General features: G+C 73.7%; 23 protein-coding genes and 1 pseudogene. 5 read left to right on the top strand and 19 right to left on the bottom strand.

Features of this window, described 5'->3' with window-relative positions; genetic code table 11:
- Positions 1-274 precede the first annotated feature (274 nt).
- Positions 275-2,167, top strand: a complete 1,893-nt coding sequence (locus LUZ64_RS00680; RefSeq protein WP_232390288.1) for a glycosyltransferase family 2 protein — start codon at positions 275-277, stop codon at positions 2,165-2,167.
- On the top strand, positions 2,164-4,188 hold the full coding sequence (glxA, locus tag LUZ64_RS00675) for a radical copper oxidase GlxA (RefSeq protein ID WP_232390289.1): 2,025 nt from the start codon (positions 2,164-2,166) through the stop codon (positions 4,186-4,188). The genes LUZ64_RS00680 and glxA overlap by 4 nt, the downstream gene beginning before the upstream one ends.
- 152 nt (positions 4,189-4,340) lie before the next feature.
- On the opposite strand, the gene LUZ64_RS00670 is transcribed toward glxA, so the two are convergent.
- From LUZ64_RS00670 to LUZ64_RS38070, 14 genes and pseudogenes are all read right to left on the bottom strand, one after another.
- Positions 4,341-5,390, bottom strand: coding sequence for a glycoside hydrolase family 6 protein (locus LUZ64_RS00670; RefSeq protein ID WP_095582991.1), 1,050 nt, complete (start codon positions 5,388-5,390; stop codon positions 4,341-4,343).
- Positions 5,391-5,575: 185 nt separating this feature from the next.
- Entirely contained in the window at positions 5,576-6,310 is a 735-nt protein-coding gene (locus LUZ64_RS00665) for a sortase domain-containing protein (protein WP_232390290.1), read from the bottom strand.
- Positions 6,311-6,373: 63 nt separating this feature from the next.
- Positions 6,374-7,177, bottom strand: coding sequence for a hypothetical protein (locus LUZ64_RS00660; protein ID WP_232390291.1), 804 nt, complete (start codon positions 7,175-7,177; stop codon positions 6,374-6,376).
- Positions 7,178-7,363: 186 nt separating this feature from the next.
- Positions 7,364-8,143, bottom strand: coding sequence for an HAD-IIA family hydrolase (locus LUZ64_RS00655; protein WP_095583734.1), 780 nt, complete (start codon positions 8,141-8,143; stop codon positions 7,364-7,366).
- Between the two features lie 99 nt (positions 8,144-8,242).
- On the bottom strand, positions 8,243-9,328 hold the full coding sequence (locus LUZ64_RS00650) for a 2-aminoethylphosphonate ABC transporter substrate-binding protein (protein WP_232390292.1): 1,086 nt from the start codon (positions 9,326-9,328) through the stop codon (positions 8,243-8,245).
- A 38-nt stretch (positions 9,329-9,366) separates the two neighbouring features.
- The gene (locus tag LUZ64_RS00645) at positions 9,367-10,164 is read right to left on the bottom strand and encodes an ABC transporter permease (RefSeq protein ID WP_095582986.1); all 798 of its coding nucleotides are present in this window, start codon (positions 10,162-10,164) and stop codon (positions 9,367-9,369) included.
- Positions 10,151-11,077 carry a 2-aminoethylphosphonate ABC transporter permease subunit gene (locus tag LUZ64_RS00640; RefSeq protein ID WP_095582989.1) on the bottom strand — a complete coding sequence of 309 codons (927 nt, stop codon included), beginning with the start codon at positions 11,075-11,077 and terminating at the stop codon, positions 10,151-10,153. The genes LUZ64_RS00645 and LUZ64_RS00640 overlap by 14 nt, the downstream gene beginning before the upstream one ends.
- Positions 11,055-12,137, bottom strand: coding sequence for an ABC transporter ATP-binding protein (locus LUZ64_RS00635; protein WP_095582990.1), 1,083 nt, complete (start codon positions 12,135-12,137; stop codon positions 11,055-11,057). The genes LUZ64_RS00640 and LUZ64_RS00635 overlap by 23 nt, the downstream gene beginning before the upstream one ends.
- Before the next feature lie 227 nt (positions 12,138-12,364).
- Complete coding sequence (locus LUZ64_RS00630) at positions 12,365-13,111, bottom strand: phosphonatase-like hydrolase (protein ID WP_095582987.1); 747 nt, start codon at positions 13,109-13,111, stop codon at positions 12,365-12,367.
- Positions 13,112-13,115: 4 nt separating this feature from the next.
- Complete coding sequence (locus tag LUZ64_RS00625; RefSeq protein WP_095582988.1) at positions 13,116-14,237, bottom strand: TIGR03364 family FAD-dependent oxidoreductase; 1,122 nt, start codon at positions 14,235-14,237, stop codon at positions 13,116-13,118.
- A 163-nt stretch (positions 14,238-14,400) separates the two neighbouring features.
- Entirely contained in the window at positions 14,401-15,210 is an 810-nt protein-coding gene (locus tag LUZ64_RS00620; RefSeq protein WP_232390293.1) for a GntR family transcriptional regulator, read from the bottom strand.
- A 240-nt stretch (positions 15,211-15,450) separates the two neighbouring features.
- The gene (locus LUZ64_RS00615; protein ID WP_232390294.1) at positions 15,451-16,236 is read right to left on the bottom strand and encodes a hypothetical protein; all 786 of its coding nucleotides are present in this window, start codon (positions 16,234-16,236) and stop codon (positions 15,451-15,453) included.
- Between the two features lie 360 nt (positions 16,237-16,596).
- The gene (locus LUZ64_RS37705) at positions 16,597-17,694 is read right to left on the bottom strand and encodes an ROK family protein (RefSeq protein WP_372472022.1); all 1,098 of its coding nucleotides are present in this window, start codon (positions 17,692-17,694) and stop codon (positions 16,597-16,599) included.
- Positions 17,695-17,835: 141 nt separating this feature from the next.
- A pseudogene (locus LUZ64_RS38070) lies at positions 17,836-18,393 on the bottom strand (ROK family transcriptional regulator); the annotation flags it as partial.
- Positions 18,394-18,497: 104 nt separating this feature from the next.
- Here LUZ64_RS38070 and LUZ64_RS00600 point away from each other — a divergent pair.
- Both LUZ64_RS00600 and LUZ64_RS00595 read left to right on the top strand, forming a co-directional pair.
- Positions 18,498-19,682, top strand: a complete 1,185-nt coding sequence (locus LUZ64_RS00600; protein WP_095584384.1) for a Gfo/Idh/MocA family oxidoreductase — start codon at positions 18,498-18,500, stop codon at positions 19,680-19,682.
- Positions 19,679-20,179 (top strand): heme-degrading domain-containing protein, encoded by a 501-nt coding sequence (locus LUZ64_RS00595; protein WP_372472016.1) that lies wholly within the window; start codon positions 19,679-19,681, stop codon positions 20,177-20,179. The genes LUZ64_RS00600 and LUZ64_RS00595 overlap by 4 nt, the downstream gene beginning before the upstream one ends.
- Before the next feature lie 295 nt (positions 20,180-20,474).
- Here the strand turns inward: LUZ64_RS00595 and LUZ64_RS00590 are convergent, their stop codons facing one another.
- Both LUZ64_RS00590 and LUZ64_RS00585 read right to left on the bottom strand, forming a co-directional pair.
- Positions 20,475-21,428, bottom strand: a complete 954-nt coding sequence (locus LUZ64_RS00590; RefSeq protein ID WP_095584787.1) for a MerR family DNA-binding transcriptional regulator — start codon at positions 21,426-21,428, stop codon at positions 20,475-20,477.
- 133 nt (positions 21,429-21,561) lie between these two features.
- A complete protein-coding gene (locus tag LUZ64_RS00585; protein ID WP_170116948.1) occupies positions 21,562-23,184 on the bottom strand; it encodes an FAD-dependent oxidoreductase in 1,623 nt (540 codons plus the stop codon).
- Positions 23,185-23,523: 339 nt separating this feature from the next.
- Between LUZ64_RS00585 and LUZ64_RS00580 the strand changes: the two genes are divergently transcribed.
- A complete protein-coding gene (locus tag LUZ64_RS00580; protein WP_232390295.1) occupies positions 23,524-24,048 on the top strand; it encodes a TIGR00645 family protein in 525 nt (174 codons plus the stop codon).
- Here LUZ64_RS00580 and LUZ64_RS00575 read toward each other — a convergent pair.
- The 3 genes from LUZ64_RS00575 to LUZ64_RS00565 form a co-directional block, all read right to left on the bottom strand.
- Complete coding sequence (locus tag LUZ64_RS00575; protein WP_170116950.1) at positions 24,045-24,791, bottom strand: TylF/MycF/NovP-related O-methyltransferase; 747 nt, start codon at positions 24,789-24,791, stop codon at positions 24,045-24,047. The genes LUZ64_RS00580 and LUZ64_RS00575 overlap by 4 nt on opposite strands.
- A 101-nt stretch (positions 24,792-24,892) precedes the next feature.
- The gene (locus LUZ64_RS00570; RefSeq protein WP_095584774.1) at positions 24,893-25,123 is read right to left on the bottom strand and encodes a DUF6255 family natural product biosynthesis protein; all 231 of its coding nucleotides are present in this window, start codon (positions 25,121-25,123) and stop codon (positions 24,893-24,895) included.
- Positions 25,120-25,488: a hypothetical protein gene (locus LUZ64_RS00565; RefSeq protein WP_095584775.1), complete on the bottom strand. Its 369-nt coding sequence runs from the start codon at positions 25,486-25,488 to the stop codon at positions 25,120-25,122. Before LUZ64_RS00565 ends, LUZ64_RS00570 begins: the two co-directional genes overlap by 4 nt.
- Positions 25,489-25,586 lie beyond the last annotated feature (98 nt).

The following is a 25,586-nucleotide window of genomic DNA, read 5'->3' as shown; positions in this document are numbered from 1 at the left end:
TCTTGCGGCACACGCGAACACTTCACCCCCATTCGTACGCCTCTCCGACCAGCGCACCGCTTTGCCCGGTAAACACCTTGTTTCACCCTTGCGATCATGAGCCGCGTTCGGAGATCCTGAACCGGGAGCGATCGCCCAACGTCATTCTGTGAGCAATGAGTTGGGGTGGCGCCGGGGGGGCCGGTGCCCTTGGGTCCGTACGGCCGAGGGGGGCCACCAGGACTCATGGACCGACTGACACACGCGGTCAGTATGTGTGCGGGGGGAATGACTCATGACGTCCACGCCTGCCGACGCCCGGAGGCAGCCCGGCCAGAAACCGGCGGCGCCGGTGCCGCCGCGCCCGCCCGGCCTGCCCGGGGGTGTGCCGCTCCAGCCCGGCCCCGGCCGGGCCTCGGCGCCACCGCCCCTGCCGCCCCAGCCACCCCCGCCGCCCCTGCCGCCACGGCCGTCGCAGCCGCCCGGCAGAGAGCGCCCCCGGTTCGACTACGAGCACTACAGCCGGCTCGCGGGCCCGCTGACCGAGCCGGATCCCGACCGCCCCTACCGGGTGCGCTACCGCAGCCTGCTGGCGGACGAGACGCACCGCGTCCTCGGCGCCCTGCTGCTCGGGGCCGCGCCCGTCGTCTCGGTGGGGCTGCTGGTGTGGCTGATGCAGCCCGCCCACTGGACCCACCGCGATCACGCCACCACGCTGATGCGGGTGCTGGACGGCGTGATGCTGGTGTCGATCGGGCTGATCGAGCTCTTCCGCACGCTGAACGTCACATCCAACGCCCATGCGACGCTCGTCGCGCGGGACCCCGTCCCGGTCGTCCCGGAGACCGGCACCAAAGTCGCCTTCCTCACCTCGTTCGTGCCCGGCAAGGAGCCGATCGAGATGGTCACCCGCACCCTGGAGGCGGCCGTCCGGCTGCGCCACCGCGGCCCGCTGCACGTCTGGCTGCTCGACGAGGGCGACGACCCGGAGGTCAAGGAGGTCTGCCGGCGGCTCGGCGTCCACCACTTCTCCCGCAAGGGCGTGGAGAAGTGGAACCAGCCGAAGGGCCCGCACCGGGCCCGCACCAAACACGGCAACTACAACGCCTGGCTCGACGCCCACGGCGACGACTACGACTTCTTCGCCTCCGTCGACACCGACCACGTCCCGCTGCCCAACTTCCTGGAACGGATGCTCGGGTACTTCCGTGACCCCGATATCGCGTTTGTCGTTGGACCACAGGTGTACGGGAACTACGATGCGGCCGTGACCAAGGCCGCAGAAAGCCAGCAGTTCCTTTTCCACGCCCTGATCCAACGCGCCGGAAACCGCTATGGCGCACCCATGTTCGTCGGCACCAACAACGCCGTCCGCATCCGCGCCCTGAAGGGCATCGGCGGGCTCTACGACTCGATCACCGAGGACATGGCCACCGGCTTCGAGCTGCACCGGCACCGCAACCCCGCCACCGGTCACAAGTGGCGCTCGGTCTACACCCCGGACGTCCTCGCGGTCGGCGAGGGCCCCAACGCCTGGACCGACTTCTTCACCCAGCAGCTGCGCTGGTCACGCGGCACATACGAAACCATTATCAAGCAGTTCTGGAAAGGGCCCTTCACCCTCACCCCGGGGAAATTCCTCAACTACAGCCTGATGGTCATCTATTATCCGATGACCGCACTCAACTGGATGCTGGGCGCCTTGAGCTGCGCGCTTTTCCTGGGGCTCGGCGCCTCCGGAATCCAGATCAATTCCGAGATCTGGATGATGCTCTACAGCGATGCCGCGGCCCTCCAGATCGGCCTCTACATCTGGAACCGCCGGCACAATGTCTCACCGCACGAACCGGAGGGCTCGGGCGGGCTGGCCGGCATGGTGATGTCCGCGCTGTCCGCGCCGATCTACGCCCGCTCGCTGCTGGACGCGGTGCTCCGGCGCAAGAGCGGCTTCGTGGTGACCCCGAAGGGCGATTCGGCCAGTCCCGACACCCTCTTCGGCACCTTCCGCATCCATCTGTTCTTCCTGCTGGTGTTCGGCGGCTCGCTCGTGGCGTCCTTCTGGCTCGGCCACACCCACGTCGCGATGCGCACCTGGGCATCGCTGGCCATCGTGATCACCCTGGCGCCGATCCTCGCGTGGTGCTGGACGCTGCGCCGTCCGAAGCAAGCCGTGGAGGCCCGCCGATGAACTACCGGCGCTACCGTGTCAGCCGCCGCACCCGACGCATGGCGGTCGGGTCGGCGGTCGTGCTCGTCCTGGCGGGGATGAACGGGCCGGCGATCTGGGGCTACGCCTCCGACCAGTACCACGAGTACAAGATCAACCAGCCGGAGTACAAGGAGCGGAACGGCCACTGGACCGTCGTCGACGTTCCCGAGGAATACCGGATCAACACCATCCACGCGGCCCTGCTGCACACCGGCAAGGTCCTGCTGATCGCCGGCTCCGGTAACAACGCCGCCAACTTCAAGGCCAAGTCCTTCCGCACGGTCCTCTGGGACCCGGTGAAGAACAGCTACCGGAACATCCCCACCCCCAAGGACCTCTTCTGCGCCGGCCACACCCAGCTGCCCGACGGCAAGCTCCTGGTCGCCGGCGGCACCCAGCGCTACGAGAAGCTGGGCGGCGACGTCACCAAGGCCGGCGGCCTGATGGTCGTCCACAACGAGGACCCCGACAAGCCGATGACCCTGCCCGCGGGCACCCGGTTCACCGGCAAGAAGAACGGCAAGACCTTCGAGTCCAAGGACCCCGTGCTCGTCCCCCGCGCCAAGAAGACGCAGGACGAGGAGAGCCGCAAGGTCACCGTCACGGTCAGCACCGCCCGTGTCTATGTGGAGGCCCTCGGCAAGGGCCACGAGTACGAGACGGGGCTCACGGACAACTACAGCGTCCGCGGCCTCAAGGGCACCGACGCCCGGAACATCTACGGCATCGCCAACAAACTCTCCTTCGACAAGAAGGACTTCCAGGGCATCAAGGACTCCTACGAGTTCGACCCGGTCGCCGAGCGCTACGTCACGATCGACCCGATGAACGAGGCCCGCTGGTACCCCACGCTGACCACCCTCCAGGACGGCCGGGTGCTGTCCGTCTCCGGTCTCGACGAGATCGGCCAGGTCGTCCCGGGCAAGAACGAGATCTACGACCCGAAGACCAAGAAGTGGGCCTACCTCCCCAAGGAGCGGTTCTTCCCGACCTACCCGGCCCTCTTCCTCACCGACAAGGGCCGGATCTTCTACACCGGCTCCAACGCGGGTTACGGCCCGGCCGACAAGGGCCGCGTCCCCGGCGTCTGGGACCTGGCCAGCAACGACTTCACCGAGGTGCCGGGCATGAGCGACCCGGACGTCCTGGAGACCTCGATGTCGGTCCTGCTCCCGCCCGCCCAGGAGCAGCGGTACATGGTCCTCGGCGGCGGAGGCGTCGGCGAGGACAAGAAGTCCACGGCGAAGACCCGCATCGTCGACCTGCGCGCCGCGCAGCCGCGCTTCCGCGACGGCCCCGACCTCTACGCCAAGGCCCGCTATCCCAGCAGTGTCATCCTCCCCGACGACACCGTGCTCACCACCAACGGCTCGGGCGACTACCGCGGGCGCAGCGACTCCAACGTCCTCCTCGCCGAGATCTACGACCCGAAGAAGGACTCCGCGCGCGCCGTCGCCGACCCGCTGGTCGGCCGCAACTACCACTCCGGCGCGCTGCTACTGCCCGACGGCAGGGTGCTGACCTTCGGCTCCGACTCCCTCTTCGGGGACAAGGCCAACAGCAAGCCCGCCACGTTCGAGCAGCAGATCGACCTCTACACCCCGCCCTATCTCCACCAGGGCGGCAAGCGCCCCGAGATCAAGGACACCGCGCCGCGGGCGGTGGAGCTGGGCGGGAAGACGAAGCTCCGCACGGTGCAGAAGCGGCCGTTGGTGAAGGTGCGGCTGATCCGGCCGGGGTCGTTCACACATGTCACCAACATCGAACAGCGGTCCATCGCGCTGGACTTCACGCGCGAGGCGGACGGGGTGTCGGTGACGCTGCCGAAGGACCCCTCGCTGGTGCCGCCGGGTTGGTACATGCTGACGGTCGTCGACGACCGGGGGGTGCCGGCGGAGGCGGTGTGGGTGCGGGTGCCGAAGGTGGAGGCGGAGGCGGGTGCGGGGAAGACGGACGGGAAGGGGGCGGGCGACGAGGAGGAGGCCGCGGAGGAGGAGTAGGCGGGGGGATTTCCCCTACCCGCCCCTACCCGATTCCCGGGGCTCCGCCCCGGACCCCGGCCGCGCTGACGCGCGGTGTCCTCAAACGCCCCCGGAGGGCCGTGGGGCCCGCCTCCGGCGGACCCGCAGGCCAGGATCGAACGCTCCGTCCCTCAGCGTGAATTGCGGGCCAGGTCCAGCGCGTACGACTCCCACCACTGGCCCGCGCCGGGGCCGCCCTTGCAGGTGCCGTCGGACTCGCCCGGGCGCTTCACCCAGAGGTACGCGTCCACCAGGCGGTCGCCCGTGCGGGTCGTCGGGGGTTCGCCGAGGGCGCGGCCGGAGGGGTTGCACCAGGCCTTCTCGTGGTCGGCGCCGTTGAGGGGGCCGTTGCCGTTGCGGCTGGTGTCGATGACGAAGTGCTTGCCGCCCAGCAGGTGCGAGAGCCTGCGGCCGTATTCCTTATTGGCCCGGGTGGTCTGGAAGTTGGAGACGTTGAGCGCGAAGCCGTCGGCACGCTCGATGCCGGCCCGGCGCAGGGGCCCGGCCATCCGGTCGGCGGGCGTCACCCAGCTGGGGTTGCCCGCGTCGAGGTAGACCTTCGTGCGCGGCAGCTGCTTGAGCTTGTCGACGGCTTCCTTCAGGAGGGCGAAGCGCTCCTCGTGGAACTGCTGGGGCGTGCAGCCGTCCTCGATGTGCGGGAGGGCGTCGGGCTCCAGGATGACCGTCGCGCCGCGGTTGCCGATGCCCCGGGCGGCCTGGTCCAGCCACTGCCGGTAGGCGTTGCCGTCGGAGGCGCCGCCCTGGGAGTACTGACCGCAGTCGCGGTGCGGGATGTTGTAGAGGACCAGCACGGCCACCCGGTCGGCCTTGGCGGCCGCCTCGGTGTAGCCGCGGGTCTGGCCCTCGGGGTCGTCCGGGCCGATCCACTCCGCGACCGGCTGGGCGGCGATCTTGCGGAGCAGCTCGGCCTTCCCGCTCTTGCCGCCCTTCCGGAGCTCACCGGCCCGCTTGGCCGCGGTGGACTCCGGATTCACCCAGAAGGGTGCACGCGCCTTGGGCTGCTGGGCGGGTGCCTGGGGTGGTGGCGCGCCCTTCGGCGGTGCCGCCGACGACGAGGAGGACGAACAGCCGGCGAGGACCAGAAGGCCCCCCGCCGCGGCTCCTGCCACGGCCAGGGCCGCGCGGGCCCCGCGTGTGCGGCCGGTGTAGCTGCCGTACATCCACTCCCCCTCGGGTGTACTTCCATTAGGGGTTCTGCCCACGCCCCGTCGGGACATGACCGGTCCCTTCAATGCTTGCACAGAGAGCCGGGCCACGGTGTGCGGTACGCCGACGACCGGGTGTCAAGTCGCCCCGATGGAGCAGTTGGTGAGCCGCGGGAGGCGCGGGGGGCCGGGGCGCGTTCTCAGGAGCGGCCGGCTCCGGTCAGGTAGGCGGACACGACGACGTTCGCGCCGTACGGGCCGTGGGCGCGGCCGCCGTTCCCGTCGCTCTCGCGGGCGATGAGGCGGAGCTCGGCGCGGTCGCGTTCGCGGGGCCCGTAGACCTTGTGGGCGTCGAAGTCGTCCTTGGTGTAGACGGAGACGTCCTCGACGGTGAACTCGGCGGTGGTGCCGTCCGCGCGGGTGACGGTGATCTCCGCGCCGGGTTCGAGGGCGGTGAGGTCGTGGAGGGCGGCGGCCGGGCGGCCGGTGCCGGTGTGCCCGCCGCGTCCGAGGTCTCCGACGAGGACGGCCGCGCCGGGGGCGCCGGGCTGGGGGCCGCGGTACCAGCCGACGGTGCCGGCGCGTCCGGGGGGCGGGGGCCCGGCGGTGCCCGGGGGGACCGGGCCCCGGTCCTCGACGGGGGCCCGGACGCCGACGGCCTCGATGGCGAGCCGCTGCGGGCGGGCGCCGGGCAGCGGGGCGTGGGCGGGCGGCAGCGGGTGGTCGGCGGGGCGGCCCGCGGCGGCGGCGTCACCGGCCGTGGGGGTGGCGGCCCCGTGCCCGTCGGTGGCCTGCCGCCCCCACAGCCACAGGGCCAGCAGGAGGAGGGCCCAGGCGACACCGGTCACCAGGCGGCCGCGGCCGCCGGTGCGCGGTGAAGGCGGGCGCGTCCCCGGTGGGGACGTGCGCGGTTCGGACGTGCGCGGTTCCGTCATGACATCGGCCGTCTTTCCCTCAGCCGCCACCGCTGCCCGCGGCGCCCGCTCCCGCCGCCCGCGTCACTGGTCGTCCTCCGTGCGCCGGCGGGCCGCCGCCTCGTTGCGGCGGCGGTGCCAGATCAGCCCGGCGGCGATCAGCGCGGTGGTGCCCGCGAGGACGAGGCCCGGGGTGCCGGGCTCGGCGGAGGCGAGGGAGGTGCTGCCGTTGCCCGCGGATACGGCGGAGACGGGGTCGACAGGGGCGGCGGGGGAGGCGGGGGCGTCGTGGGAGGTGCGCCCCTGCTCACCCTGGGCGGGGTGTGCGGCGCGGTCGTCATGGGCGGACCCCGGCCCGGCCGCGTACCCGGCCCCGGCCTCGGTGTTCAGGGCCCGGTTGCCGGGCCGCTCGGGCAGGGGTTCGTTCGCGTCGACGATCGTCAGCCGGCCCTCGGCGACGGCGTCGTGGCCGTCGCAGTCGACCCGGACGGCGTAGGTGCCGGGCGCGACGGTCGAGCGGACGGTCGCCTCGGCGAACAGGCCCGCGGAGTCCTTGTTCAGCCGGGTGTCGGCCACGAACGCCTCGGAGGTGGCCGTGGCCCGGTCGCTGGCGCAGCCCGCGAGGCGCAGCTGGACCTGGGCGCCGGGGTGGCTGGTGACCGGGGTCATCTCGATCGTCCCGGACATGGTGACGGGCCCGTAGTCGGCGTCGGCGCTGCCCGGGAAGCGGGCGGAGGGGTGGCCGGAAGGGTGGGCGTACGCGGGCGCCGCGCACACGGCGACGGCCGTCAGGGCCCCGCAGAGGGCCGCGCGGACGGAGAGCGCGGGGCGGCGGCGGTACGGGCGGTCGGGGGCCGTTCGGGACGGGACCGTTCGGGAAAGGGCCACGGTGAACCTCCTGGTACACCAGAAGGTTCACCCGGGCGGCCCGGCGGGCGCATCCGCTCCGTGGCGGCATTGCTCCATCCGGTGCCGGAACGGCCGCGGCACGCCGGTCGGCGTCGGACGAGCCGCATCGGAAGAGCCGCATCGGACGAGCCGGCGACGGACGAGGCCGGCGACGGCGTCGGCGCGTCAGACGAGGTCGACGAGGTCCGCGATGGAGTCGACGACGCGGGAGGGGCGGAAGGGGTGCAGGTCGACCTCCTCGGCCCGGGTCAGCCCGGTGAGGACGAGGAAGGTCTCCATCCCGGCCTCCAGGCCGGCCAGCACGTCGGTGTCCATCCGGTCGCCGATCATGGCGCTGGTCTCGGAGTGGGCGCCGATGGCGTTGAGCCCGGCCCGCATCATCAGCGGGTTCGGCTTGCCGACGAAGTAGGGGTCCCGGCCGGTCGCCTTGGTGATCAGCGCGGCCACGGATCCGGTGGCGGGCAGGGCGCCCTCGGCCGAGGGGCCCGTCTCGTCGGGGTTGGTGGCGATGAAGCGGGCACCGGCGTTGATCAGCCGGATGGCCTTGGTGAGCGCCTCGAAGGAGTACGTCCGGGTCTCGCCGAGGACCACGTAGTCGGGGTCGTGGTCGGTGAGGACGTAGCCGATGTCGTGCAGGGCGGTGGTGAGCCCGGCCTCGCCGATGACGTACGCGGTGCCGCCGGGCCGCTGGTCGTCCAGGAACTTGGCGGTGGCCAGGGCGGACGTCCAGATGTTCTCGACCGGCACGTCGAGCCCGATGCGCGCCAGGCGGGCGTGCAGGTCGCGCGGGGTGTAGATCGAGTTGTTGGTGAGGACCAGGAAGGGCTTGCCGGAGTCCCGGAGCCGCTTGATGAAGGCGTCGGCCCCGGGCACCGGGATGCCCTCGTGCATCAGCACACCGTCCATGTCGGTGAGCCAGGATTCGATCGGCTTGCGCTCTGCCACGGTGGGACTCCTGCCGTATGCGCCCCTCGCTGGGGCTGGGGACACCGGGGCGGCACCGCTCGTGCGCCGTCCCGGCACCCCCAGCCTAATCAGCCGCGGTCAGCTGCCGGTGGCGGCCTTCCACGCGGCGACGTAGGAGCCGAGGTTCTCGTCGATGTCCGCCCAGTCGGGCCGGAAGACCTCGACCCCGCGCAGGAGGCCGGCGAGCGCGCGGGCGGCCGGGTCGTCGGCCTTCACGTCCGTACGGGCCGCGAAGCCGCCGCCCGCGGCCGAGACGTCGCGCTGCACCTCCTCGGTGAGGAGGAAGTCGAGGAACTTCCTGGCGTTCTCGGCGTGCGGGGCGCCCTTGACGAGGCCGGCCGCGTAGGGGAGGGCGAAGGTGGTGGGCTTTCCGCTGTCCCCGGCGGGGAAGAAGATGCCCTGGTGGGGCATGGACCTCATGTTGGCGAAGTTCATCTGGACGTCGCCGTTGGCCACCAGGAGTTCTCCCTTGTCGACCTTGGGGGCGAGCTGTCCGGTGGAGCGCGAGGGGCCGACGTTGTTCCGCTGGAGGTCCTTGAGGTAGGCCATGGCGGGGTCCTTGCCGCCGAGGTCGTGCATGGCCTTGATCAGGACGGCGGTGCCGTCGCCCGCGACGCCGGGCGTGGAGTACTGGATCCGGCCCTTGAACTTCGGGTCGAGGAGGTCCTTCCAGGTCTTCGGCGGGGTGTCCTTGAGCTTCTCCGAGTTGCAGATGAAGCAGAAGTAGTTGCCGGCGATCGAGGTCCACTTGCCGGCGGGGTCCTTGTCGCCGTCCGCGACCTTGTCGGCGCCCTTGGGCGTGTAGGTGTCGAGCAGCTTCTTGCCGTCCGCCTGCTGGATGAACGGCGGCAGGGTGACGACCACGTCGGCTTTGGTGCGGGACCTCTCCCGGGCCAGGCGCTGGACGATCTCGCCGGAGCCGCCCTCGACGTATTTGACCTTGATGCCGGTCCCGCGTTCGAAGTCCTTGAAGACCTTGCCGTAGAAGCCGCCGCCGTCCTCGGCCTTGAGGCCGTCGGCGCTGTAGAGGGTGATCTCCTTGCCGTCGCCGCCGGAGGAGGTGCCGCAGCCGGTCAGGACGGCGCCGAGGGCGAGAGCGAGGGCGGCCGGGGCGGCGGCCGACCGGAGGGAGCGGGGAAGGTGCGGGCGGGGCGGGACGGGCATGACGGGACAGCCTTCTCGGGGAGGGAGCGGTCGGCGGCTCACCGGTAGGTGGCCTTCGTACGGATCCGGGCGACGGCGGACAGCGCGAGGAGCGTGGTGACCATCAGGACGACGGCGAGCGCGGCGCCGGAGAAGAGCGCGCCGCGGTCGGTGGCGGCGAAGACCTTGACGGGCAGGGGCAGCCAGTCCGGCGGGTAGAGCATCATCGTGGCGCTCAGCTCCCCCATGGACAGGGCGAAGCAGAGTCCGGCGGCGGCCGAGAGGGAGGGCAGCAGCAGGGGGAGCCGCACCCGCCACAGCACGTACGGCGGGCTCGCGCCGAGGCTCGCGGCGGCCTGCTCGTACGCCGGGTCGAGGCGGGTGACCGCGGCCGTCACGGACCGGTAGGCGAAGGCGGTCACGAGGACCGTGTGGGCGAGGACGACGATCGCGCGGGTGCCGTTGAGCAGCACGGGCGGCCGTGAGAAGGCCACGAGGAGCGAGAGGCCGACGACCACGGAGGGCACGGCCACCGGCAGCATGAACAGCAGGTCCATCGCCCGGCGGGCGCGCCCGCGCAGCGCGTGGGCGGAGAGCGCGGCCCAGGTGCCGAGGGCGAGGGCCAGGGCACTCGCCGCGGCGGCGGTCAGGAGGCTGGTGACGAGGGCGTCGAGCGCGTCGCCGCGGACGGCGTCCCGGTAGTGGCCGAGCGTCGGGCCGGAGGGGAGCGCGCCGCTCCAGCCGGTGGCGAAGGACGCGGCCACGATCACCAGGAAGGGCAGCGCGAAGACGGGGAGGAAGACGACGAGGAAGGCGGCCCATACGCACACGCGGGCGCGGCGGCTATGCACGAGCACGGCGGACTCCGTCCGTACGAGGGGAGCGTGAGGGGCGTGAGGGGCGTGAAGAGGGGGCGGCGGGGGCGGCCCGGGAGGAGAGGACCCGGTAGAGGCCGTAGAGCGCCACGGAGAGCGCGATGTCGACGACGGCGACGACGCACGCGCCCGGGTAGTCGCCGTCGAGGATCGCCTTGCCGTAGACGAGCGTCGGCAGCGTCGTCACGCCCTTGGCGCCGGTGAAGAGGACGATCCCGAACTCGTTGAGGCACATGACGAGGACGAGCGAGCCGCCCGCCGCGAGGGCCGGCAGCGCCTCGGGCAGGATCACCTTCCGGACGATCCGCGGGGCCTTGGCGCCGAGCGAGGCGGCGGCCTCCAGTTGCGCGGTCTCCACCTGCGAGAACGCGGCGAGGAGCGGCCGCATCACGAAGGGCGTGAAGTAGGTGACCTCGGCCAGGAGGACGCCCCAGGGCGTGTGCAGGAAGTCGAACGGGCCCTCGGCGGCGCCGGTCGCCCCGGTCCACAGGCCGTTGGCCATGCCGGCCGTCCCGTAGACGAAGAGGAGGGCGAGGGTGATGAGGAAGGAGGGGAAGGAGAGGAAGACGTCGATGAACCGGCTCAGCGCCTTCCCGCCCGGGAAGGGGACGAAGGCGACGACCAGCGCGAGGGCGAAGCCGAGCAGCAGCGCGCCGACCGTGGCGCCGACGGCGATGAGCACGGTGTTCCGGAGCGCGCCGCGGAAGGCGGACTCGGCGAAGACCTGCCCGTAGGCGGCGACGGAGTGGCCGCCGCCGTCCGGCGAGACGGACTGCTGGACGACGAGCGCGAGCGGATAGAGGAAGACGAGCCCGAGGACGAGGACGGGCGGGAGGGCGAGGACCCACCGGCGCCCGGCGCCCCGCTCTCCGCTACCCCGCCCGGCGGCGCCCATCCGCCGCACCCCCTTCGTCCTCACCCGCGCCGGCCGGGAGCAGCACCGCGTCCCGCGCGGCGAAGTGCAGGGACACCTCCGTGCCCGGCGGTGGCGTCTCGCGGAGCTCCCGCACGTCCGCCTCCACCCGGTGCCCGCCCACCTCGACGTACAGGCGGTGCGTCGCGCCCCGCCAGCGCAGCTCCGCTAGCGTGCCGCGCAGGACGTTCGGCCCGTCGCCGAGCCCGACCAGGTGCGGGCGCACGCACAGCGTGGCCGACGCCCCGGGCGCGGCGGAGGCGGGCACCGGCACGTCCAGCACCGTCCCGGCGAACTCCACGCCTCCGCCCGCCGCGACGGTCACCGGCAGCAGGTTCGCGTCGCCGACGAACGACGCCGTGAAGGCCGTGCGCGGGCGCCGGTAGAGGTCGTGCGGGGTGCCGCAGTCCTGGAGGCGGGCCCGGTCCATGACGGCGACGCGGTCGGCGAGGGTCAGCGCCTCGACCTGGTCGTGGGTGACGTACAGCATGGATACGCCGGGCAGTTCGCGGTGCAGGCGGGCGAGTTCCGCGAGCATCCCGGAGCGCAGCCGGGCGTCGAGCGCGGAGAGCGGTTCGTCGAGGAGGAGGACGTCCGGGCGGACGGCCAGCGCCCGTGCGATGGCGACGCGCTGCTGCTGTCCGCCGGAGAGTTCGCGCGGGTACCGCCTGGCGTAGGCGGCCATGCCGGTCGTCTCCAGGGCCTCGGCGACCCGCGCGGCGGTCTCGGCCCGCGGGGTGCGCCGCGCCCTCAGGCCGAAGGCGACGTTGGCGTCGACCCGCATGTGCGGGAAGAGCGCGTATTGCTGCACGACCATGCCGACGCCGCGCCGGTGCGGCGGAAGGTCGGTGACATCCCGGTCGCCGAGGAACACCCGCCCGGACGCCGGGCGGACGAAGCCGGCGACCGCTCGCAGCGCGGTGGTCTTGCCGGAGCCGGAGGGACCGAGGAGGGCCATGAACTCGCCTGGCCCGACGGTGAGATCGAGGGAGTCGAGCACGGTGTTCCCGCCGTAGGCGACGGTGACGCCTTCGAGACGGATGCCGGTGGCGGGCCGGTGGGTCCGGGGCGGGTCGGTCGTACGGGCCGCGCCGGTACCGGTGTCCGCCTCGGCGGTACGGGCCGCGGCAGGACCGGCGTCCGCCTCGGCGGCACGGGCCGCGGCAGGACCGCTGTCCGTGGCCGTGCCGGTGTCCGTGGTCCCGGTGACGGCGGTGTCCCGGGCCGCACGGGCTCTCCGGCCGGTACGGGCACCCCCGCCCGCCCGCCTCACGACCCGCGCTCCACCCGTGCGAGCACCCCGGGCAGTTCGGCGACCGAGGTGAGGACGTGGGTCGCGCCCGAGGCGCGGAGCGCGGCCTCGTCGTGGGCCCCGGTCAGGACTCCCGCGACCACGGCCGCGCCCGCCCGGCGCCCGGAGAGCACGTCGTACGAGGTGTCGCCGGCCACCGCGATCCGCCGGACGGAGTCCACGGCCCGGGTGCGCAGGAGAGCCGTGAGCACCATGTCCGGGTAGGGACGGCCGCGCCCGCCCGCGTCGGCGGGGCAGAGCGTGAGGTCCGCCAGGTCCGTCCAGCCGAGCGCGGCGAGGATCGCGTCCTGGGTGACCCGGGCGAAGCCCGTGGTGAGGACCACGGCGCGGCCGTCGGCGCGCATCCGCTCGATCGCCTCCCGGGCGCCCGGCAGGGGTGCGCAGCGGCCCGCGGCGACCGAGTCCCCGTAGGCGGCCTCGAAGGCGGCGTTGGCGCGCCGGGCCCGTTCCTCGTCGCCGCCGGAGAGGTGCCGGAAGACGGAGATCTTGGATTCGCCCATCGTGGCGCGGACGTAGGCGAGTTGTTCCGCGTGGGCCGGGCTTCCGGGCTCGGCGCCGAGGACGTGCGCGGCGGCGGCGAACGCCTGCTCGACGAGGCCGTCGTCGGCGACGGTCGTACCGGCCATGTCGAGCACGACGAGGCCGATCGCGCCGCCGGTGCTGTTGCCGGTGCTGGTGCCGGTTGTACGGAAGGTGTCGGTCATGTCCTCACCAGCCCAGCTCGTCGGCGGTCCGCTCGGCGATCGCCGGGGAGCAGGTCATGCCCCGCCCGCCGGGCCCGGTCACCAGCCAGACGTCGTCGCGCACCCGTTCCCGGTGCACGACGCGGGAGGTGTCGCGGCACTGCGCGTACACCCCGGCCCAGCGCCGTTCGGTCCTCGGCAGGGGGCGGCCGAGGAGCGCTTCGGCGGTGGCGGTCAGGTGCGCGTACGGGTCCTCCGTGACGTCGAAGGAGAAGGGTTCCGCGTATTCGTGGGTGTCGCCGATCGTCAGACCGCCGTCCGCGCGCTGGACCATGAGCAACTGCATCTTGTGCGCGGCGGCCACCGGGGGCTGGGGCCGGGCGGCGGCCATCGCGTCGAGGGCGGCGCCGCCGTAGGCGGGGTAGTAGCGGAAGCTGTCGGCGTCGGCGACGGAGCTGGTGAGCGCCTCGCCCAGCGGCGCGGTCTGCATCATCTGCAACCGCACGCGGCGTACGGGCAGTCCGGGGGCGAGTTCGCGCACCAGGCCGCCGAGCCACGCGCCCGTGCACAGCACGACGGCGTCGCCGGTGTGGGTGGTGCCGTGGTCGTCGCGGACGGCGTTCCCGCCGACGACGTCGCGGACCTCGCGGCCGCCGAGGAAGGTGTAGCGGCCGGAGGCGAGCAGCGCGTCCTTGAGGGCGCGCTGGGCGGTCCGGGGTTCGACGGCGGCGTCACGGGCGCACCGGAGGCCGCCGGCGAACTCGCCGCGCAGGGCGGGGTCGAGGGCGCGGACCTCGTCCGGTGTGAGGAGTTCGAGGCCGCGCGCCGCCGCGTCGGGCCGGGCCAGGGCGGCGCGGGCGACGGCCAGTTCGGCCTCGTCGGTGACGACCGTCAGGGAACCGTTGGCGCGGAAGCCGAGGCCGGGGACGTGGGCGGCGATCTCCTCCCACAGCTCGCGGGCGCGCAACGCGGTCTCCAGCTCCTCGCCGCCCGCCCGGCCGCTGACCCAGATCAGGCCGAAGTTGCGGACGGACGCGCCCCGGGCCTCCGGCTCCCGTTCGATGTGGACGACCTCGTGGCCGCGTTGGACTGCCTGCCAGGCGTGCATCGTTCCCAGGACGCCGGCTCCGACGACTATGACTCGCATACCTGGAACGGTCGTGGGGGCGGGTGTCGTGGAGGAGGCGGGGCGGTGACGGGGCGGTGAACCGACCCTCAAGGTTGGACTAGACCCGTTATTGTTTCGTTATTTGATGTTCGGGGATCAGAGCTGCCGGGGCCCGGGGGGGGAGGAGGGAGGGGGGAGGGGATCACGGACCGCCCGGAGAACCGCCCTCGCCGCGCAGATGTGTCGTGAACGAGAACCGGTCCCCCCGGTACAGCGACCGCACCCGCTCCAGTGGCCGCCCCTCCGTGTCCCGCGAGACCCGGTGGATGAGCAGCATCGGGAGCGCGGGCGGGGTCCCGATCAGCAGGGCTTCGCGGGGTGTGGCGAGGACGGTCTCCAGCCGTTCGTCGGCGTCGCCGAAGCGGATGCCGAGGTGCTCGCGCAGATAGCCGTAGAAGGACGAGTCGGGCGCGAACTCGGCGGCCAGCCGTGGGGCGCGTGCCACCGCGATGTAGGTGCTCTCCAGGCCGACCCGCTCGTCGTCGGCGAGCAGCACCCGCTCCATGTGCCAGACGGGCGCGCCCGGTTCGACGCCGAGGTCGGGGGCGAGGGCCGCCGGAGCGTCGAGCCGGTCCAGTCCGATGAGGTCACGGCCGGGCCGGCGGCCCTGGCGGCGTACGCCCTCGGTGTAGCTGGCGAGGGCGAGCGGCTGTTCGAGCTTCGGCCCCGCGACGACCGTGCCGCGCCCCATCCGGCGTAGGCGCCCCTCCAGCAACAGCTCGCGCAGGGCCTGCCGCAGGGTCTCCCGGGAGACCTCGAAGCGCGCCGCCAGCTCCCGCTCGGCGGGCAGCGGGCCGCCCTCGCCCAGTTCGTCGAGGAGGGCGGCGATCCGCGTCTTGACGGCGTAGTACTTGGGGATGCGGCCGTGTTCGGGGATGCCGGAGCGGACGGGGGCGCCGGGGGCGGGGCCGGCCGAGGGGGCCGGGGGGTCCGGGGGGTCCGTGACGTTCACGGCGCGATCCTCGCACTTGGGGGTGGGCGGGGGTGGGTGCGGGTGCGGGTGCCGCTGCGCGGGGCTTTCCCAAGCGCCGGACGGGCTGATTTTCAGCCCGTCCGGCGCTTGAGGACACCGCGCGAAGCGCGGAAGGGGGCCCGGGGCGGAGCCCCGGTTACGGGAAGGGGCGGGTAGGGGACAAGGCCCCGCGCAGCGGCACCCCCACCCACCCGCACCGCACCCGCACCCCGCCACCCCTCAGCGGCGCCGCGACCCGAACAACAACGACCCCCCGGCCAGAATCAACGCGAACGCCGCCGCCCCGATCGCGAACAACGGCCGCTGCGACCCCGTATCGGCCAGCGTCCGCCCCTCCCCCTCACCGGCCCCCTCAGAAGGCGCCGCCTCCCGCGACACCGACCGCTCCACCCCGAACGTGTAGTCGTTCGACTCCCCCACCCAGTCCCCGTCCCCCGCCCGCCGCTGCACGGCGGTGACGTTGAGCGTGACGGGACCCTCGGGGGCGCGGCCGGTGAAGCCGAGCCGCACGCGCACGGGAACCGAGCGGTGCGCGGGCACGGCGAACCCCGGGAAGTCGGGTGAGCGGCCTTCGAAGACGCCGACGTTCTCGGCCTCGTCGGTGCGCTCCAGTGTGACGGGCCGCCAGCGCGCGGCGGCGTCGTCGTAGAAGTCGAGACGGACGTCGCTCGGCTGGAGCATGCGGCCGCGGTCGGCGAGGACGGCGACGGGGTGCACGCCGCGGCAGTCGACGGCGGTGTTGTTGCGGAGCTCCAGCTGCCAGGCGTGCGGCGCGCCGCCGCGCTCGTACGCCTCGGGGCCGCCGCTCAGCCGCGCGGCGATCGGGAACGCGGAGCTGCCGGGTGCGGCACAGCCGGGTTCGACGGGGGCGCGGTCCCGGGGGCGGGCGGGGGCCGCGGCGGCGTCCGGGGGGCGGTCGTCGGGGTGCACGGGGGACGCGGGTGCCGCCGTCGTGAAGACCGCGAGCGCGGCGGCGCCGACGACGAGCGCGCGGGGCAGGGACATCACAGGGCCTTTGCGGTGGGGCGACGGGGGCAAGGGGGATCCGGGTGGATCCGCGGTGGGGCCCGGGGCGCGCGGACGGGGCGTCAGGGCTCCGGCGCTTCCGTCCTCCGGCGGACTCCGGGGAACTTCGGCGCGTTCCGGCACTTCTGGGCTTCCGGACGTGGACTTCTGGGCTTGTGGAGGTTCGGGCTTGTGAACGTCCGGGCGTGTGGACGTCCGGGCGTTTGGACATCCGGGCGTGCGTGCTTCCGGACACCCGGACTTCCGGACCCTTCCACCGCGAGACGGCCCACCACGGCGCGGCGCGGCCCGCTGACGCCGACTGGCCGTCACATACCACCTGATGTGACTATTTTCGTTTCATACGGACGGCGGGACAGACGTTCCGGGGTCACGCGGGGTGAAGGCCGTGGCGCCGGGCGCGCCCGCCCGTCCGAACAGGGGCGCGAGCACCAGCTCGGCCGCGCCCTCGACGACGGTCCGGTCGCCGCTCGGGGTGACGTCGACCGGCGCCGCGCCGGCCAGGACGGCCCGCACCCCGGCCACGTAAGGGCCGGGGTCGGCCAGCACGGTCCGGCCGCCGAGGAGCACGAGGTCGATGTCCAGGAGGCGTACGAGGTTGGCGGCGCCGATGCCGAGGAGGCGGGCGGCGCGGGCGGTGTCGCCGTCGGCGACGGCGGCCAGGCACAGCGCCTCGGCGCAGCCGTGGCCGCCGCAGGGGCACGGGGGCCCGTCGACCTGGAGCACTTGGTGGCCGAACTCCCCCGCGTCCGTGCGCGCGCCCCGGTGCAGGCTCCGGCCGAGCACGAGGCCCGCGCCCAGGCCCGTGCCGAGGTGGAGATAGGCGAAGGAGTCCGCGGCTCGGGGGGCGAGGCCGAGGGCGGCGGCGTTGGTGTCCTTGTCGACGACGACAGGCACGCCGAGCCGTTCGGCGAGGGCGTCGCGGAGGGGGAATCCGTCCCACTGCGGGAAGCCGGTGACCTTGCGCAGCACGCCACCGCGGTGGTCGAGGGGACCGGGGACGGCGACACCGATGCCGAGGAGGACCGGCCCACGGTCCTGGCCGGGGGCGCCGGTAACGCCGAGGCCCGGGGCACCGTCCGGGCCGGGGGCGGCGGCCACGCCGGAACCCGGGGCACCGTCCGAGCCGGGGGCGGCGACCACGCCGAAGCCCGGGGCGCTGTCCGAGCCGGGGGCCGCGACCACGCCGGAACCTGGGCCGCTGTCCGAGCCAGGGGCGGCGGCCACGCCGGAGCCCGAAGCAGCGTCCGGCCCGGGGTCACCGACCACGCCGGAGCCCGGGCCGCTGTCCGAGCCAGCGGCGCCGGCCACGCCGGAACCCGGGCCGCTGTCCGAGCCGGAGGCGGCGGCCACGCCGAAGCCTGAAGCAGCGTCCGGTCCAGGGTCACCGACCACGCCGGAACCCGGGCCACCGCCCAGCCCGGGAACAGCGGCCACCCCGAAGCCCGAAGCAGCGTCCGGCCCGGGGACGGCGGTTGCCCCGAAGCCCGGGTCACCGCCCGGACCGGGGGCCACGACCACGCCGGAACCCAGGCCACCGCCCGGCCCGGGAGCGGCGGCTGCCCCGGAGGCCGGGGCTCCGGCCGGGTGGGGAGCCGGGCCGCCTGGAGCCGGGCCGGTGGCCGCGCCCGGCGCCGTGCCAGGTGCGGCACCCGCACCCGCCCCGGCGCCCCTCCCCCCGCCGACGGCCGCCTCGGCCTCCGCCAGCAGTGCGCGGACCTCCTCCGTCACCACCCCCAGCACCCGCTCCGCGCCCGCGCCGAAGGCGAGCGGGGCCGTTCGGGTGGCGATCTCCGCTCCGGTGAGGTCGACGAGGGTCGCCGTCAGGGAGTCCCGGTCGAGGTGGAGGCCGACGGCGTGGGCGGCGCCCGGGACCAGGCGCAGGACCACGGGCGGCTTGCCGCCCGTGGAGGCGCGGCGCCCGGCGTCCGCGGCCAGGCCGGCGGCCCGCAGCCGTGCGGTGATCTTGCTGACGGCCTGCGGGGTCAGGCCCGTCCCCGCGGCCAGCTCGGCGCGGCTGGCGCCCTCCGCCCCGGCGTCGCGCAGCAGGCCGAGCACGACGGCGGTGTTGTGGTCGCGCAGCGCGGTGAGGTTGGCACCGGGCGCGGGAAGGGCGGCGGCGGAGGCGGGCTCGATGGGCCGTGTGGGAACGGTGCGGGAAGCGGGAAGGGGAGGCCTGTTCACCACTCCATTGTCGCCACCGCTTGCACTATCGCAACAGCGTTGCCAAAGTGGCTGGCATGGATGGCACCCCTCGCACCGACGGCACCCCCGCCTCCGGCGGCACTCCCGGTACCCCCGGCACCAGCCCCCGTACGCTCCGTACGCCCCGTACGCCCCTCCGGGTCGGCCTCATCGGCTACGGTCTGGCGGGCTCCGTCTTCCACGCCCCGCTGATCGCCGGCACCGAGGGCCTCGTCCTCGACACGGTCGTCACCGCGAACCCCGACCGGCAGCGCCAGGCAGCCGCCGAGCACCCCGGGGTGCGGACGGTCGCCGACACGGACGCGCTGTTCGCCCGCGCGGCCGGACTCGACCTGATCGTCATCGCCTCGCCCAACCGCACCCATGTCGCACTGGCCCGCACGGCCCTCGAAGCGGGGCTGCCGGTCGTCGTCGACAAGCCGCTCGCGGCGACGGCCGCCGAGGCGGAGGAGCTCGCGGAGCTGGCCGAACGGCGCGGGCTGCTGCTCGGCGCCTTCCAGAACCGCCGCTGGGACAACGACTTCCTCACCGTCCGGCGGCTCGTCCGGGACGGCGCGCTCGGCGAGGTGTACCGCTTCGAGTCCCGGTTCGAGCGGTGGCGGCCGCGGCCGAAGGGCGGCTGGCGGGAGTCCGGCGACCCGGCCGAGATCGGCGGGCTGCTCTACGACCTGGGCAGCCACGTCGTCGACCAGGCGCTGGCCCTGTTCGGCCCGGCGGCCACGGTCTACGCGGAGACGGACGTGCGCAGGCCGGGGGCCGAGGCCGACGACGACACGTTCATCGCCCTCACCCACACGAGCGGCGTCCGTTCCCACCTGTGGGTCAGCGCCACGACCGCGCAGCTCGGGCCGCGGTTCCGGGTGCTCGGCAGCGTGGCCGGCTATGTGAAGTACGGGCTGGACCCGCAGGAGGCGGCGCTGCGGGAGGGCAGGCGCCCGGCGGACGACCGCGCGGCGTGGGGCGTGGAGCCCGAGTGCGCGTGGGGCCGGCTGGGCTCCGGGGAATCCCCCCTCACGGGCGGCGGCGACCCCGTGCCGACCCTGCCCGGCGACTACCCCGCCTACTACGCGGCCGTCGCCGAGGCCCTGCGCACGGGCGGCGAGCCGCCGGTGACGGCGCGGGAGGCGGCGGAGGCGCTGCGGGTGCTGGAGGCGGCGCGGGTGTCGGCCACCGAGGGCCGGACGGTCCGGGTGCGGGAGGAAGAGGTGAGCGCGGTATGAGCACGGAGGACGTGACGGAGGCAGCGGACATGACGAACCCGTCGGACGAGGTCTCCCGCCTGGAGGCGGACGAACAGCGGCTGCTCTTCGACCACTTCGGCAACGACGACGCCTGGGAACTGGGCGCCCTCCTCGTCTCGCTGGCCCGCGAGCGCGGCGCGCCCGTCACCGTCGGCATCCGGCGCGGCGGGCAGCGCCTCTTCCACTGCGCCCTGCCCGGCACCTCGGCCGACAACGACGCCTGGATCGACCGCAAGTCCCGCGTCGTCGAACGCTACGCGGAGTCGTCGTACCTGGTGGGAGCCCGCTTCCGGGCGAAGGGCCGCACCTTCGAGGACGCGTCCCGGCTGGATCCGGACCGGTACGCGGCGCACGGCGGGGCGTTTCCGGTGCGGGTGCGGGGGGTTGGAGTGGTGGGGGTGGTGGCGGTGTCGGGGCTGCCGCAGGGTGACGATCACGCGTTGGTGGTGGAGGGGTTGGAACGGTTCCTGGGGTAGCAGGTGTGGGGGCGGGGGCGAGTGCGGGTGCGGGTGTGGGGGCGGGTGCCGGCACCGGGGCGGGGCGGGCCCTGCGGGCGGCTTTGTCCCCAGCCCCGCCCCTTCCCGAATGTCCTCAAGCGCCGGACGGGCTGAAAATCAGCCCGTCCGGCGCTTGAGGACACCGCGCGGTAGCGCGGAAAAGGGGGCCCGGGGGCGAAGCCCCCGGTTTCGGGAAGGGGCGGGTAGGGGACAAAGCCCCGCGCAGCGGCACCCCGCACCGCGCCCCGCACCCCACCGCCCCACCGGCCCCCGCTCAGCCACGCCCCCGCAACCACTCCAGCACCTGACCCGCATGAAGATCCGGCGGAAACACCGGATAAAACACATGCTCGATCCGCCCACCCCGCACCACCATCGTCAACCGCCTAAACAACTCCACCCCGTCCACCGCCGAAAACGTCGGCACCCCCAGCACCTCCGCCAGCTCCAGCCCCGGATCCGACAGCATCGAGAACGGCAGCCCCAGCCGCGACACCACCTCCCCCTGGTACGCGCTGTCCTGGCTCGACAGCCCGAACACCCGCTCCGCCCCCGCCTCCAGCAGCTCCTGGTGGTGGTCGCGGAAGCCGCACGCCTCCGGGGTGCAGCCGCGGGCGCCGGGGATGGCGTCCCAGCCCTCGGGGAGGTCGACGTCCGGGCGGCCGGTCAGCGGGTAGAGGTAGATCACGGTGCGGCCGGGGCCGAGACGGTCGAGCCGGACCGTCGAGCCGTCCGTGGCGGTCAGTTCGAGCGGCGGCAGGGCGAGACCGGGCAGGTGGTCGGCCGCGCCGTCGTCCTCGGGGACGGGCAGTCCGGCGGGAAGCCGCTCGTACGTGTCGCTCATGGGTTCTCCTCCGTCGCGGGTGGCGATGCTGTGGCGATAGGCGGACGCGCGCAACTGCGCGGCCAGGGCCGCCCGGCGGGCCGTGAGCCCGTCGATGCGACGCGTCAGGTCGTCGATGGCCTCGCGGTAACCGGCCATCGAGGACGGGCAGTCGTCGCCGTGCTCGCCCCCGGCCGCCAGGCACTCCAGGAACGGACGCGTCCGCTCCACCGGGATCCCCAGCTGCCCGAGGTTCCTGATCTCGCGTACGAGCCGGACGTCGCCCTCGGCGTAGTCCCGGTAGCCGTTGGCCAGCCGGTCCGGCGTGATCAGCCCCAGCGATTCGTAGTACCGCACCGCTTTGGTGGTCACACCCGCCCGGCGTGCCAGGTCGCCGATCCTCATGTCGTTCGCCGCCTCTCGCCTCACTTCCACCGACGCTAAACCTTGCCCTTGAGGGCAAGGTCAAGCGCGCGGACGCGCAAGGGTTCACGCCGAGGGGGCACGGCCCGCGCCCCCTCGGCCCGCCCGTGGCGGATCAGCCCACCGGCACCGCGTGGCCGGCCGCGCCCTCCGGCGCCCCGAACCACTCCCCCAGCGCCTCCGTCAGCCCTTCCACCGAGGTCGCCGCGTCCGTCGCCACATCCGCCGCCACATCCGTCGCCACATCCGCCGCCCAGGCCGTGAAGCCGTCCGGCCGGACGAGGAGCGCCGCCAGTCCCGGGCGGGACGGGCAGCCGGCCGTCACCACGTCGACGCGGCCCGCGTATCCCGCGGCGCGGGCCCGGAGCTCCGGGTCGCCGGTGAGGTCGAGCAGCAGCGCCCGGCCGCCGTGGAGGTGGTCCGCGAGACGGCTGCCGTCGGCGAGTTCGAGGTCCGGGGCGCTGCGGCCGGTCAGCGGGTGCCCGCCCGGCAGCGCGTACCGCACCGCGGCGCCGGAGAGCCGCGCGACGAGGTACGTCGTGCCCGCGACCGTCTCCGCCAGGTCGCTGACGATCCGGCGCAGGGCCCGCGACTGCGGGTCCGGGCGCATGGCCGCGATCTGGGACCGGGTCCAGTCCAGGACCCACGCGCCGACCGGGTGCCGCTCGGCCGTGTACGTGTCCAGCAGCGTCTCCGGCGCCCGGCCCGCGACCACGGCCGCGAGCTTCCAGCCGAGGTTCATCGCGTCCCCGATGCCCAGGCTCAGCCCCTGGCTGCCGAACGCGGAGTGCACGTGCGCCGCGTCACCCGCCAGCAGCACCCGCCCCTTGCGGTAGTCGGTGACCTGGCGGGCGTGGTCCGTGAAGCGGGTCGCGGTCCGCACCTCGGTGATCGTGACGTCCACGCCGGAGACACGGCGCAGCCGCGCCTGGAGGTCCTCGGCGGTCACCGGCGCCTCCCGGTCGGCGGGCGGGCCGTCGAGCTCCACGGTGACGACGCGGCCCGGCATCGGCCCGTAGGCGTACACCCCGGTGTCGGTGGCGGTCCAGCCGACCGTCAGGTCCTCGGCCCCGGTCATCTCCACCACCGCCTGGTGGCAGGTGATCTCCGGGTCCGTGCCGGGGAAGTCGAAGCCCGCGGCCTTGCGGACCGTGCTGCGCCCGCCGTCGCAGCCCACGAGCCAGCTCGCGCGTATCGTCCCGCCGCCGTCGCCGTCACCGTCACCGTCGCCGGTCCGCACGGTGACGCCCTCGGCGTCCTCGTCGAAGCCGGTGAGCTCCACCCCCCGGCGCACCTCGACGCCCAGTTCGTCCGCCCGCTCGACGAGCAGCCGCTCGATGTCCTGCTGGGCCACGAAGCTGACCTCGGCGGCGGGTCCGGCGTCACCGAGGCCCGGCTCCGTACGGTCGACCAGGTCGGCCCGGAGCATGATCCCCGCGAAGTGCCCCACGTACCGCATCCCTTGGCCGGTGGCGTCGGCACCGTCCCCGTCGTTCCGCTCGCTCATGAACGCCCGGAAGCGCTCCATCGACCGCCGCTGCACCTCGGCCAGCGCGGGCAGCATGCCCCGGCGGTAGAGCGCCTCCGCGCTGGGCGTGGTGATCGCCCCGCCCTTGACCGTCGGATCCACTTCGGTGAACCGCTCCAGGACGACCACCCGCGCGCCTCCGAGCCGGAGCTCGCAGGCCAGCATCAGACCGACCGGACCGCCCCCGGCCACCACTACGTCATAGTTCATGGCGGCCACTATGACGGAGGGACAAATCGCCCCTCACACCGCCCTGACCAGCCATAACAGGTGCCATTACGTCAAGGGGCAAGCCCCGCGCGGCCGCACGGAAACGACCCCCTCCCCGGTCACCTACACGAGGGAAGTCCGCGCCCACCGCCGCTAAGGCTCCACGGCGTGGGCATGGCTTTCCCGAGGGCCGCAGAACGCGGCGCCCGGAGGGATGCGATGGCCGGTCTCGGCAGGTTCAAGCCCTACACTCCAGGTCCTGGCGGTGAGACCGTCCCCTCTCTGGGGTACGCCCTCTTCGCCACCCGCTGGCTCCAAGCGCCCTTGTACTTCGGGCTCGTGGCAGCACAGGCCGTGTACGTCTACGAGTTCTTCGGCGAGCTCTGGAGTCTGGTCCACGGGGTGCTGACCGGGCACTCCGACGAGAACACCGTGATGCTCACCGTGCTCAAGCTCGTCGACGTCGTGATGATCGCCAACCTCCTCATCATGGTGATCGTCGGCGGCTACGAGACCTTCGTCTCCCGCATCGGCCTCCAAGGCCACAAGGACCAGCCGGAGTGGCTCTCCCACGTCAACTCCAACGTCCTCAAGGTCAAGCTCGCCATGGCGATCGTCGGCATCTCCTCGATCCACCTGCTCCAGATGTTCGTGAACATCCACCACACGCCTCAACGCGAGCTGATCTGGGGCACCGTGATCCACATGGCCTTCATCCTCTCGGCCTGCATCCTGGCCTATATGGCGGGCCCGATGGAGGCCAAGAGCCTCCCCGTCGAGCACTCCGGCCCGCCCGTCCCACCCCGGCGGACCCCCTCCCCGGAGCGTTCCGGCGAACCGCCCGGCCCGGTCGCGCCGCGCTAGCGCGCCGGCTCCTCCCGGTCGGTACGGGGCTGCCCCGGCGCCCTGCCCGGCCGCGGAAGGTTTACGTCGTCCGCCCGGTGCAGCCCGAGGCCGAGCGAGCCGGCGGCGGCCGTCGACACCACCCGCGGCAGCCGCGCCTCCCCGAAGTACTCACGGCACGCCGCCAGCACACCGGGCGCCTTCGGCTGAGCCGTGATCTCCCCGCCGGGGACGGCACACGGATCCGCGTAGTCGTCCAGGACGAGAACGGCGCCGGGCGCGAGCCGGGGCACGCACGCCTTCAGTCCGGTCAAGGTGGAGTCGTACCGGTCGGCGTCCAGATAGGCGAACGCGATCCGCTCGGGCAGCCCATGGGGCAAGGTGTCCGCCAGCCACCCGGCGTGGATGTGCGGACGGGCCAGCCCGAAGCGGTCGTGCAGGACGAGCACATCGCCGACCGCGCCGGTGAACTCCCCCGTCCGCAGATAGCCGGAGTCGTACGGACCGGGCGGCGGCAGCCCCTCGAACGCGTCGAAGGTGTGCACCTCCTTGTCGGGTCTGCGGGAGTCGTGAGCGTCGATGACGGCCCGCATCCACGCCGTCATCGCCCCGCGGAAGCAACCCAGCTCCACCACCGCGCCGACGATCCCGCGCTCCAGGACGCCCACCAGCTGGGCCTCCACGATCTCCATCCGGCCCCGGTTGACCGTCCGGGGCTGCTCGTACAACAGGGCGGCGCGCAGGGCGGCCCGTTCATCACCCATAGCCGCCATCCTGCCGGATCCCTACCGCTTTCACCCCAAAAATCCACAAACTCGCGGCAGCGTCACCGGCATCGCCGACCGGACGGGCCTCTCCCCCCTCCCTAGGCCACCTGGGCCCACCCCCACCACAGCGGGCGCCGCACCATGCGCGAGACCCACTCCGCCGCCGCGACGTCCGCCGCCCTGGCCCGCGCCGGGTCCGGCCTCACGGCCTCCGGCGGTTCCGGCAGCCGCAGCGGTCCGTAATCCGTGAAACGGACCGTTCCGCACTCCTCGCACCGCGACTCGCCTGCGGCGTGCGTCCAGCGGCCCCGGTGTTCGCACTTCCTCACGCCCTGCCTCCCGTCACGCGCCGCGTCACGTATCCCGCCCGCATGTGCGCCCGCCAGTGCCTACGCTGCGCTACGAGCGCGTCCCCGGCCTTGACCTCGTCCCCACCGGCCTTCGCCTCCCGCCAGGCCGCTTCCAGCTCGGGGCAGGTGGGGCATCCGTAGAGCCCGCCGACGGGTTCTGACGGCCAGAGGCCATCGGCCTGACGCTCTTCCCGGGTCGCCACCCGCAGTTCGGTAAAGGGGGCTTCCCATTCCGGCCCCCCGCCGGGTCGGCGCAGTTGGACGCGGCTCGCGGTGCCACCGACCACCTGCCCGATCCGGCCCTCCCGGATATCCATCACGAACGCTCCGTTCCGGTAGGCCACAGCCTTCACCCCTTCGCCTGGACCGAACCAACTCCGGGCATGCGAAGGGGATTCGACAACCCCGTGCGCATGCCGCAGCGCCCTCCTTACGATGCACC

Origin of the sequence: Streptomyces albireticuli (genome assembly GCF_021228125.1) — a bacterium.
In the GTDB taxonomy this organism is placed as follows: Bacteria; Actinomycetota; Actinomycetes; order Streptomycetales; family Streptomycetaceae; genus Streptomyces; species Streptomyces albireticuli.
The sequence above is the reverse complement of the archived record's forward strand: the minus strand, read 5'-3'. Positions and strand labels throughout refer to the sequence as shown.